Annotated in this window: 8 protein-coding genes and 1 other RNA gene; 2 read left to right on the top strand and 7 right to left on the bottom strand. The window is 37.3% G+C overall.

Annotated elements, in window-relative coordinates; all coding sequences use genetic code 11:
• Nucleotides 1–7: 7 nt before the first annotated feature.
• Nucleotides 8–199: a hypothetical protein gene (locus tag H5V42_RS12455; RefSeq protein WP_185783505.1), complete on the bottom strand. Its 192-nt coding sequence runs from the start codon at nt 197–199 to the stop codon at nt 8–10.
• Between the two features lie 177 nt (nt 200–376).
• On the bottom strand, nt 377–1576 hold the full coding sequence (locus H5V42_RS12450) for an NAD(P)-dependent oxidoreductase (protein ID WP_185783504.1): 1200 nt from the start codon (nt 1574–1576) through the stop codon (nt 377–379).
• 284 nt (nt 1577–1860) lie between these two features.
• Between H5V42_RS12450 and ssrA the strand changes: the two genes are divergently transcribed.
• Nucleotides 1861–2260, top strand: a transfer-messenger RNA (tmRNA) gene (gene ssrA / locus H5V42_RS12445).
• 563 nt (nt 2261–2823) lie between these two features.
• Here ssrA and aceA read toward each other — a convergent pair.
• Complete coding sequence (gene aceA / locus H5V42_RS12440) at nt 2824–4101, bottom strand: isocitrate lyase (protein ID WP_185783503.1); 1278 nt, start codon at nt 4099–4101, stop codon at nt 2824–2826.
• Nucleotides 4102–4176: 75 nt separating this feature from the next.
• On the bottom strand, nt 4177–5775 hold the full coding sequence (gene aceB, locus H5V42_RS12435; RefSeq protein ID WP_185783502.1) for a malate synthase A: 1599 nt from the start codon (nt 5773–5775) through the stop codon (nt 4177–4179).
• Nucleotides 5776–5902: 127 nt separating this feature from the next.
• Here aceB and H5V42_RS12430 point away from each other — a divergent pair, with 127 nt between their 5' ends.
• Nucleotides 5903–7381, top strand: coding sequence for a helix-turn-helix domain-containing protein (locus tag H5V42_RS12430; RefSeq protein WP_185783602.1), 1479 nt, complete (start codon nt 5903–5905; stop codon nt 7379–7381).
• A 69-nt stretch (nt 7382–7450) separates the two neighbouring features.
• Here the strand turns inward: H5V42_RS12430 and H5V42_RS12425 are convergent, their stop codons facing one another.
• From H5V42_RS12425 to H5V42_RS12415, 3 genes are all read right to left on the bottom strand, one after another.
• Complete coding sequence (locus tag H5V42_RS12425) at nt 7451–9388, bottom strand: OmpA family protein (RefSeq protein ID WP_185783501.1); 1938 nt, start codon at nt 9386–9388, stop codon at nt 7451–7453.
• Between the two features lie 2 nt (nt 9389–9390).
• A complete protein-coding gene (locus H5V42_RS12420; RefSeq protein ID WP_185783500.1) occupies nt 9391–10320 on the bottom strand; it encodes a PorP/SprF family type IX secretion system membrane protein in 930 nt (309 codons plus the stop codon).
• 30 nt (nt 10321–10350) lie between these two features.
• A partial coding sequence (locus tag H5V42_RS12415; RefSeq protein ID WP_185783499.1) for a gliding motility-associated C-terminal domain-containing protein occupies nt 10351–12150 on the bottom strand: 1800 nt, incomplete at its 5' end.

The following is a 12150-nucleotide window of genomic DNA, read 5'->3' as shown; positions in this document are numbered from 1 at the left end:
TGATTAGTTATGCTAAAGAGTATTTTTTATCCCCATTAAAAAACAAATCGAATTTGTTTTCTGCAACAGTTAAAAATTTATCTGGGGTATTTTGGTTCATGTAAACAAGTTCGGTTTCAACATAAACATCAAAATGAAAACAAGAGAAATTGTCTTCGCTACACTCATCATTACCAAAGTGCTCCAAAAGAAAGCGCATAATCTTTGGGCGTAGTTGATATTCTAAATCTACACAGCGTTCGAGTTGCCTAACGGTTGCTTTTCGGCTAAAAATCCAATTAAACTTCACCTTGTTCCCTTAAAAGAATGGAAAAGGTAATAAAAGTTAGGCTTGGTTCACCAAATTGTTAATAAATTCTCATTTTGAGACAATAAGTCAATCTGCTACATAATCAGATAGGTAGTCGAATAATGATGTTAAACTGTGATTACTCGTCATCTTGGCTCGTTGTAGCACACCATCTTTATCCGCATTAAAAAATGAAGGAATTACGTGTTTTACAAAGGCTACTCCAAAACCGTTACTAGCATCTCTTGGCAATTCTGCTGGTAAATTATCAACGGCCATTACGGCAATGGCATTGGGTAGCTTATAGTCAACCTCTTGTTCAGTGGCCGCATTGTAACCGTAAATTGGGTCTGCAATTGTAGAAGGCTTTATTGTAGTTGCTACAGGACCGTCTATATCACAGCTAATATCAGCTACCACCTTAATCTTAAATTCTGGTTGTTTAGCATCTTCACGGGTATATAAATAAGGTGCGCCATCACCATAAAAATGACCCGCGATATAAAAATCAGTAACCTTAGCAAATCGAAAGAAATTGGATTTATATTCCTCTGGATTTGCAAAGAAATCTTCTTTATTACCTCGAACCCCGTCTTTACGTTTGTTGTATTCAGAGGCATCTATTTGGCAATAAACCGGTGCATTAAACTCTTCTGATAAATACTGACCAACATTTACTTTTGTAAGACCCATAGCGTCTAACATTTCTTTAGCACCGTTACCCACTCTGCCTTTACCCGTTACTAAGATTTTAATATTGGGGAGTTTTATTTTTTGTAAGTGTGAAATTAAATCGGCTTGGTCTTTTAAATGTTCTGCTTTAGGCAATTTAAACAGCTCATATTTTAAGCCATACGCCCTTACTCCATTGTAGGCTCCAACTATACCTGCATAACGGCCAAATGCTACTAAACGTTGTCCTGCTTTATTGGTGATAACTTCATGGTCATAAAGTTCAATATTCTTTTTAAGAATGGCCTGTAATAACTTTTTGTTATAGGGTTGTTTTTTTATGGTGTGTGAAAAAAAGAAGTATTTTTTATTGGGCAATAAGGCATCTATTGGTACTTCTTTAACTCCTAAAAGCACATCACATTCTTTCATTTTATCAGCAACTTCTATACCGGCTTCTCTGTATTCATCATCACTAAATACTCTAATATCTGAAGGTTCTATGATTATTTGTGCTTCTGGAAATTTTTTAATGACTTCTTGGCATAGTTTTGGGCTTAATACTACGCGTTTATCTGGCGGATTCTTACGTTCTTTGATTATTCCGAATTTCATGAGACTTTGGTATACTTATTGACGAATTTAAAGTGAATCATAAGGGTGCGCAAACTTTTTACAGAGTTAACGATAAATGATATCTTTGCCATCCTTTTTTACCCTAGGGTAAATTACGCGTTAGGGATAGCGGCATTGTTGGAGCTCTTTGTTTGCATACCGAATTTTTAAGAGGATGCAAATAAAAGCGACTGCCAATAGCCCGACCCCGACTAGTCGGGGGAACGCCCTAAAGTTCTATGATAAAAAAGTGAGGAGTACCCAAAGATGTACTTCCTCATTATGGGGCCGACCGGTTTTGACAGCGAGACCAATGGCGGTGTAAGCATGCCGAGCTATGGGAATGATGCTCGTAAATTCAATGTCTCAAACTTTTAAATGGCGAGTCTAACTACGCTTTAGCTGCTTAATTGACTGAATTATAGTAAGTCCAAGCCTAGTCGCGCAAGGCGCGAAAGCTGAATGTTCCCTGGTAGCCCTTGTTGACGGCGACCAATTTAGGAGCACCATAAAAGTCAACACCGAATTGTTTGTGCTTTGGTAACAATTCTAAACTTAAGAAGCTAAGCGTATAATAGGCTGTTTTAGGTCGGTTGTGCGTCGAAAATTAAACTAAAACTAAGCATGTAGAAAGCTCAGTTATTGCTTGTTTGGACGAGGGTTCGAATCCCTCCGGCTCCACTTCAAAAAGCTACCGTTAGGTAGCTTTTTTTCGTTACGCCATCGGGTTTCGAAAGCCAGCGCGACAAGCTCGCTCCTTCGCTAAAAAGGTCTACTAGACCTTTTCTTAAAGCTTGGCCGTCTCCGGCTCCACAATCACTCACAACTGCCTTATGGCAATGACATCATAAACCCATCAAGTTCACTTGAATGGGTTTTATTGTTTTTTGACATCAATTTTAAAAAAATTGGTAGTTGTATTTGCAGTATGGGAGTCAACGGGCAAGGCGTTAGCCAATCCCTCCGGCTCCACTTCAAAAGCCACCTAAAGGGTAGCTTTTTGTGTTACTTTCATTGGATTAGAAGGCTAGTACAGCAAGTGCAATCCTTGGTAAAAAAAATCTATTGGACCTTTTCTTATTGCGCTACGGTTTCTAGCTCTTATAGAATCAAAATTTATCCAAAACGCTTAGATAGTAAAGAATAAATGCATTAGGATTCATAAAACTTATTTAATACACAAAACAATACCACAAAAAAAGCGCCCTCAAGTTTGAGGGCGCTTAAGCAAAAAATAAAAATACACACTAGAATTGAGCAGTTTCGGTACTTCCTTTCATAGCCATTGTACTTGCTTTACCAGAAGTGACAATGTTTTGTACTGAGTCGAAATACGTGGTTCCCACAAACCCTTGATGTTTAACAGCTTTAAAGCCAAATTCTTGTAACGCAAATTCGCGCTCTTGTAATTCTGAATAACCCGCCATACCTCTTTCTTTATACGATTTAGCAAGTTCAAACATGCTTGTATTTAAGGCATGAAAACCAGCCAGGGTAATAAATTGAAACCTGTAACCCATTGCTGCTAATTCTTCTCTGAAGGTTTCCATTTCGGCAACACTTAATTTGGCCGCCCAATTGAAAGAAGGAGAACAGTTATAGGCCAACAATTTTCCTGGATATTGCGCGTGAATAGCCTCAGCAAATCTTCTGGCTTGCTCTAAATCTGGATTAGAGGTTTCTAACCAAATAAGGTCTGCAAATGGCGCATAACTCAATCCTCTGGCAATACCCTGCTCCAAACCATTGTTTACGTGAAAAAATCCTTCTGAGGAACGTTCTCCTGTTAAAAATTTATGATCTCGTTCATCAATATCACTCGTTAGTAAATTGGCAGCATCGGCATCTGTTCTGGCAATTATGATTGTTGGTACATTCATTACATCTGCGGCTAAACGCGCTGCTATTAATTTATTGATAGCTTCCTGCGTTGGTACCAAAACCTTACCCCCTAGGTGCCCACATTTTTTAGCAGAACTTAACTGGTCCTCAAAATGTACGCCTGCTGCACCACTTTCAATCATTGATTTCATGAGCTCAAAAGCATTTAGATTTCCGCCAAAACCAGCTTCTGCATCAGCTACTATAGGAACTAAATAATCCTTTTTTTCTTCGACCTCATTTACCGTTTGTATCTGGTCTGCTCGTAAAAGCGCATTATTGATTCTTTTTACAACCATAGGCACACTATTTGCTGGATAAAGTGATTGGTCTGGGTACATTTCACCAGCTAAATTGGCATCTGCAGCAACTTGCCAACCACTTAAATAAATAGCCTCTAAACCTGCTTCTACTTCTTGGATAGCTTGGTTACCGGTTAAAGCTCCTAATCCCGCAACAAAATCTTGACTATTTAATTTTTTCCACAATTTTTCAGCTCCTAAACGAGCAATACTATGCTCAATTTCATAGGACCCTCTAAGTCTAATTACTTCTTCAGCTGTGTAAGGGCGTTCTATTCCTTGCCATCTTGGATTCACCGTCCAGTCCGTAATTAGATTTTGAATCTTCTGATTTTTTTCCATAATTTTAATTTTTACAGTTTTAATTTGAATCCCAGGGAATGCGCAAACTTTCTTGGGATTTTTCTTTTTTATAATTTATACTTCGTTATACGCTTTAGTGGTTAAAAACTCTTCAAATTCACGGGCTTTTACGAGCTCATCAAATAGAGCAAATGCTCGAGTAAAAGCTGTATTGACAAGGTTTGCTTCACCAATTAAATGCGTTAGTTTTTCGGTTTCTTCCTTAAAAATGCGTTCGTACAATTCTGGGGTAAATTTGCGACCATCGTCTAACCGTACCGTATACTTTAACCATTGCCAAATTTGTGTCCTCGAAATTTCAGCTGTAGCTGCATCTTCCATTAGATTATATAGCGCTACACAACCGTTGCCTCGTAACCAAGATTCTATGTAAAGTATACCCACATTAATGTTTTTTCGAATGCCTTCTTCTGTAATGGTACCTTCTGGAGTGGCTAACAAATCAGCTTCACCAATTGTATCATCAGCTCTAGTTATGTGATGATTGTTGGGCCCTTTCATATGCTTGTTAAATTCATCCATTGCAATAGGTACGAGCGCCGGATGTGCTACCCAAGTACCATCATGTCCATTCTTAACCTCACGTTCTTTGTCTTGTCTCACTTTTTCAAGTGCTATTTCATTAGCTTTTGGATTATCTTTAATTGGAATTTGTGCAGCCATACCTCCCATAGCATGTATGCCTCTTTTGTGACAACGCTGAATTACCAATCTAGAATACGCATCCATAAATGGGGCTGTCATACCTACTTGGTCTCTATTGGGCAGAATAAATTGTTTGTGATTTCTTAGCTTTTTTATGTAAGAAAAGATATAATCCCAACGGCCACAGTTAAGACCTACAATATGGTCTTGTAACTCAAAAATAATCTCATCTAATTGATAACTCGCCGTAATGGTTTCTATCAAAACCGTAGCTTTAAACGTTCCAATGGGAACACTTAAATATTCTTCTGCAAATTGAAATACTTGGTTCCACCATCTGGCTTCTACATAGTATTCTAGCTTAGGTAAATAAAAGTATGGCGCAGTATTTCTGCGTAATAAGGTTTGGGTATTATGGTAAACATACAAAGCAAAATCTACCAAACTACCAGCAGCTTCTTCTCCATTAATAAGTAAATGGCGTTCGTTCAAATGTAACCCTCTGGGTCTTACCAAAAGCACCGCTAAATTATCTTTTAGCGTATATTCTTTCTTTTTCTTGTTATCGTAATAAGATATGGTTCTTAGGTTGGCATCTTTAAGGTTTTGTTGGCCTTCCATACAATTAGCCCATGTGGGTGCATTGCTATCCTCAAAATCAGCCATAAAGGTTTTGGCTCCTGAATTCAAGGCATTTATCACCATTTTACGGTCTACCGGACCTGTAATTTCAACCCTACGGTCTAACAAATCTTCTGGAATATCAGCCACTCGCCATTCGGCATTTCTTAATTCTGATGTCTCTGGAGGAAAGACGGGAAAATTGCCCATATCTAGCTCAAATTGTCTTTTGTTACGTTTACTCACGAGTTCTAATCGAGCCTCGTTAAATCGTTCATGTAATGCAATCAAAAACTTTAGAGCTCCATCTGTAAGTAACTCTGGGTAATAATTGGTAACCCCTTTTGCAAACTGCAAGCTTCTTGCGGTAATCAGTGTTTCTTCCATGACATTTCTAATTTGTTGATACAAGGATAAAACACAATTTTCAAAAAAACAAGCGAACGTTCGCTTTTTTGTATATTTTCGCTTAAAATGACGTTTTCGCAGATAAACGTATCTTTGTTCTATGACGATGGAAGAAGAATATATTAAGCTAATTTTTGGTCTTAAGCTTAAGCAGCTTAGAAACAAAAAGAATCTTTCACTTTTTGGATTATCTAAGCTCACAGGCTTATCAAAATCTTATCTTAATGAAATTGAAAAAGGAAAAAAATATCCTAAAACCGATAAGATTGTTTTATTAGCAGACAAGCTTGAAATACCCTACGATAGTCTAGTTTCTTTGAAACTTGATAAGAATCTGGCTCCAGTTGGTGAGTTGTTACAATCTAACGTTTTAAAAGAATTACCTCTTGAGCTTTTTGGTATTAAAAAGGGTGATTTAATTGATATTATTGCCAATGCCCCTACTAAAGTAAACGCGTTTATTAGTACCATAATTGAAATTGCCAAACATTACGATTTTGGTAAGGAAAGCTTTTATTTGGCCGCATTACGTTCCTACCAGGAAGCCAATAACAACTATTTTCCTGAGTTGGAAGAAGCGGTTCTAGGTTTTGCTGAAGCTTATCAAATTGACTTGTCAAAATCTGTAACTGCTCAAGAACTCGAAGAAATTCTTATTGAAGAATATGGATACACTATCAATAATGAAGAGTTGCAAAAACATACTGCGTTAGACAATTTACGTTCTGTTTTTGTACCAAATTCTAAAACTTTACATATTGCGCATAGAGTTGATGATGCCCAACGCACCTTTATTTATGCTAAAGAAATTGCCTATAACTACCTTAAACTAACCAATAGGTTATACACCTTTACTTGGATTTCTTTTGAAAACTTTGACCAAGTGTTACACAATTTTTATGCTTCATATTTTGCTGGTGCTTTAATCATTCCAAAGCAATTATTAAAGATGTACATAGATAAGTTTTTTGCAGGTTCTACTATTAATACCCACATATTAGCAGCGGCAAGAGCTCAATTTAACGCCTCACCAGAAACTTTATACCAACGTTTAAGTAATATTCTACCGTTTGATTATCAAATGGAAAACCTGTTTTTTTTACGTTTTGGCACTCAAAAAGGCAGCAATTGGTACAACATTACTAAAGAATTGCATTTGACCCATGTGCATTCACCTCACGGTAATGAAACCAATGAGAAGTATTGTAGAAAATGGGTATCTATACGTGTTTTACAAGAAATTGAACAGCAAAATTTAGAACACCATGTAGATGTGCAGCTTTCTCATTACCCCAATGAAGGGCTTACCTATTTGGTACTTTCTTCAGCTACTAAAGACCCTTTTAAAGCTAATGAATACCGCAGTGTAAGTCTTGGTTTATTAGTTAACGATTCTCTTAAAAAACAAGTTAAGTTTTTAAATGACCCTAACTTAAAAACGTATAATGTTGGTGTTACTTGTGAACGTTGTGCTCTTACGGATTGTGAACTACGCCAACGGCCTCCAAAGATTTTAATGGCCAAAGAAAAAAATGAAAAAACGGCTGAAGTTGTGCAGCAATTGTTACAATCTTCCAAAAAATAATATTGAAGTTTTTTACACAAAAAAAATCCATACTTCTCAGTATGGATTTTTTTGTTTAGTGATTGTAGATTATTCTTCAATAATCTTAAATTCTGAACGCCTGTTTAGCTGGTGTGCTGCTTTTGAACATGCTACACCATCACTACAATCATTCACCAATTTACTTTCTCCAAAACCTTTGGCTATCATTCTATTTTCGGCTATTCCCTTTGTTACTAAATATGCTTTAGTTTCTTTGGCCCGTTTTTCAGAAAGCTTTTGATTGTATTGCGTTGTTGCTCTACTATCTGTGTGCGACTCAATAACCAACTTTGTATTTGGATATTTGTTTAAATAAGTAATTACCTTTTTAATGTCTAATTGCGCATCTAAGCGAATGAAAGATTCATCAAAATCAAAATAGATTGGCTCAATAACCAATTCTTCTCTTACCGCATCAATTCGTAATGGCATTAGTTCTAGAACAACTGTGTTGCTATCAAAACTAAAATCTGAATTCATTTCAAAAGCATCACTTTCATAATTTTGCTTGTCTCCATTTACCATAGTAAGTGTTTGTAAACAGTTAACAGCTAAACTAAACTGGCCATTAGCATCAGAAACTGTAGAAGCTACTTCTTCTCCATTAGTAGCAAACAACTTAACTTGAGTATTAGCTAAAACACTACCATCTGCTTTGTTTTTGGTAATGCCTTGTAGCATCTTATCGCATCTAAATCGTAAAGGTTCATTTTCTACAAAACTGTAAATATCGTCACTACCTACACCTCCTGGTCTGTTAGAAGCAAAATAGCCTTGATGGGTTGCTGAATTTTGCACAAATGAAAAGTCATCCTCATCACTATTTACTGGTCTGCCTAAATTAACAACGCTTTGGTTGTTTACCGTATTTAACGGTGTTGCAAAAACATCTAAACCTCCTAAACCTGGATGCCCGTCAGAAGAAAAATACAATATGCCTTCCTCTGAAATAAATGGGAAGGTTTCTCTACCCTCTGTATTAATTGTTGGTCCTAAATTTTTTGGTTCACTATAACTACCGTCTTCATTTATATCAACTTCATAAATATCTGATTCTCCAAAAGTTCCCGGACGATTTGAGGCAAAAAATAATTTCTTTTCATCTCCGCTTAAGGTAGGGTGGGCTGTTGAGTAGTTGTCAGAATTAAATGGTAATTCTACAATATTCTTCCATGCGCCATTTACCAATTCTGCTCTAAAAATCTTTAATCTGCTCACCCCTTTTCCATCACGTGCAAAACGCCTACCGGTTTCTGAATTGTTTCGAGTAAAATATATTGTTTTACCATCTTTGCTAAATGCAGTTGAAGACTCATGTGTATTGGCATTAAGTATTTTTGACAACTCCTCAACACTACCAAAACGTTCACCACCATTCTTACTGGCAGTATATAAGTCTAAAAAACTTTGGTTATTCCATTCGTGAACTTTTAGCGCCGCAATACCAGTATCTCTAGCACTAGAAAATACCAGTTGCTCACCATACATAGATGGTGCAAAATCAGATACTTTAGAATTAATTTCCAAAAGCTTAATTGTATACCTACCAGATTGCGCTTCTATAGCTTTTAAGTAATCTTTATTGTCTTGAAATTTTGCTACTCTGTTTTCTTTAGATGAAGTTTTTGCAAATTGCTCCATCATTTTATCCGAAGCTTCATATTCGCCCAAACTTTTTAAACTTTGGGCATATCTATAAAAATATCCTGAATCAACTTCTTCCGTTACCTCAAGTAATTCTTTATACCACTTAGCCGCTTCTTCATAATTGGCATTGTAATAATTGGCATTACCCAAGTTGCTATAAATTTCTTTATCTGTGTACCCATCTTTTGCCATGGCTTCGTATTTACCAATAGCTTCTTGATAAGCATATGCTTGATAATCGTCTCTAGCTTTCTTAACCTTCCTTTTTTGTGCAGAACTATAACTAAAAGTTAGTAAAGCTAGAGTTATGCAGGTATATTTTAATTGTATTGTCTTCATTTTTAAAAGAATCTTGGGGTAATAATTTTTCTGTATCGTGTTTTTAATTCATATCGAAGAAATACTTCAAAAGAACCATCATTAAAAGCCTGACTACCCAACTCTGTAGTTTCTCTATCATAGGCCAAACCTAACATTAACTTGTCTGAAAGTTGATAACCTAGCATGGCACTCCATGCGGCACTCCAACGGTAAGCAGCTCCAAGGGTAAGTTTATCTTGATACCTAAAATTAGCAGAAAAATCGGCCTGTAGTGGAGCTCCTTTTACCATTTTAAATAATATGGCTGGCTTAAATTTCCAATCATAACTTAAATCAGTTACAATTCCGGATATAAAATAAAAATTCATTCGCTCACTAGCCGAAAAACTATTACCATCATTATCAAAATGTTTGGTTTCTAAAAAATTAGGAACCGAAATACCGGCATAAAATTTTTCAGTATGATAATACACTCCTGCTCCAAAATTGGGAGAAAACTTATTGTCGATATTCGTTTCTTGTGTGGTATTGCCTGAAGGATTAAAATTCTGCAACCTATTGAAATCTAAGTTAAATAAATGCCCTCCTGCCTTTAAACCAAAGGATAGTTTTCCGGTTCTAGAAGCGGGAACCGTATAACTAAAAGAAGCATCAAAATTAGATTCTTGAGTGGTTCCATTTCCTATTTCATCGTTGATAAAAGAGAATCCTAAACCAATACGCTCTGATACTGGTGAATGTACATTTATGGTTTGCGTGGTTGGCGCACCATCTAAACCTACCCATTGTGAACGGTGTAAACCTGCCACACTAAAAACCCCTCTAGATCCTGCATAGGCCGGATTCACACTCAAAGTATTATACATATATTGGGTGTATTGGGCATCTTGTTGAGCCTGACTACTCCAAAAAGTTAGGAATAACATCAATACTATTAAAACTCGTTTCATTTTATAATCTTTTTTGTAGTGTTTAGCTTATTATCTGTTGATATACATGTATCCATCTAAGGTTTGTACTTCTCCCGCATCATCAGTGTAATTGACAATGTAGAAATACACCCCTACGGGTAGTTCATTTGTGGCTGCAATGGTTGTTCTACCGTTAGAGATTCCTCTAAAGGCATTTTCAGCATTATCATACCCTCGTGTTTCAAACACTAGTACACCCCATCTATTGTAAATACGAACCGTATTTTCTGGATATTGTTCTATATATCTTATTTGAAAGGTATTGTCATTACTACTACCCGGAACTATGTAATCACTTACAATTTCTAGGTTGGTACAACGTACACCATTTGGTGGCGTTCCTCCAATAGAATCACATGCATCAACCGGATTTGTACCATCTATAGCTTCTTGACTATCACTAATACCATCACCATCAGTATCTGGATTCTCTGGGTCTGTGATATTTCCATCCGGATTTGTATTGGTACTTGGGTCATCTATACCTGATAATTCCTCATCATTGGTTAAACCGTCTTCGTCACAATCTGAAGTTCCTAATGGAGTACCACCTATGTGGTCACAATCGTCTAACGGATTAGTGTTATCCAGGACTTCTTGTCCGTCTAATATTCCGTCTTGGTCTGAATCGGGATCGTTAGGGTCTGTATCTAATTGCACTTCTTCGTCATTGGTTAATCCATCAATATCACAGTCAGATGTTCCTAAGGGCATACCGTTTACACTGTCACAGTCATCTAAAGGATTAGTGCCATCCACTTCCACTTCTTGACCGTCTTGAATACCATCACCATCAGTATCTGGATTGTAAATATCTGTGCCTGCCGCATTTTCTTCTGCCGTGGTTAAACCATCGTTATCGCAATCAGAATCCGCTAATGGCATTCCGTTTACATTACTACAATCATCTAAAGGGTCTGTACTATCTGTATTAACTTCTTCACCATCTAAAATTCCGTCTCCATCAGTATCAGGATTTTCAGGGTCTGTTCCTAAGGAAACTTCCTCTCCATTGGTTAATCCGTCAGCATCACAATCGTTTGTTGGCTCGCTTAAACAGTCTTCAACTACTATGTTCACCGTAGCGATATCACAATTGGTCGGATTTAAATTTTCACAGATTTGATAGGTAACAGTGTATGCCCCAGGAGTAGTTCCTGCGGGTACATTAATGATACCGTCTCCATCGACAGTTACATTGGTTAACCCACCTTCATCTAGTACAGTAATTGTAATTTCTGCATCTACTACTGCAGCACCGTTTAAAGTATCGTTAGTGGTGATATCACCAGCTGCTCCACCTTGAACTTCATTTATCACTACCGTGGTAAAATCATCATCCACAGCATCGATTACGGCTGCATCTACCGTTACGGTTGCTGTGGCTGTATCGCAATTCGTTGGATTTAAGTTTTCACAGATTTGATATACTACGGCATAGCTTCCGGCTGGGGTACCTGCTGGTACACTCAAAGTGCCGTCGGCTGCGATAGTTACGCCTGTTAGTCCGCCATCATTAGTTACCGTTATTGCGATTTCTGAATCGGTTACCGCTACTCCATTTAAGGTATCGTTGGTAGTTACATCACCAGCATCACCGCCTGTATAGCCATTTACTGAACTTAGGTCAGCTGGGGTGGTATCGTCAATTGCATCGATTACCGCTGCATCTACCGTTACGCTTGCAGTGGCCGTATCACAATTGGTCGGATTTAAATTTTCACAGATTTGATATACTACGGCATAGCTTCCGGCTGGGGTACCTGCGGGTACACTCAAAGTTCCATCGGCTGCGATAGTTACCCCTGT

It is taken from the genome of Croceivirga lutea (assembly GCF_014235875.1).
Lineage (GTDB): Bacteria > Bacteroidota > Bacteroidia > Flavobacteriales > Flavobacteriaceae > Croceivirga > Croceivirga lutea.
The sequence above is the reverse complement of the archived record's forward strand: the minus strand, read 5'-3'. Positions and strand labels throughout refer to the sequence as shown.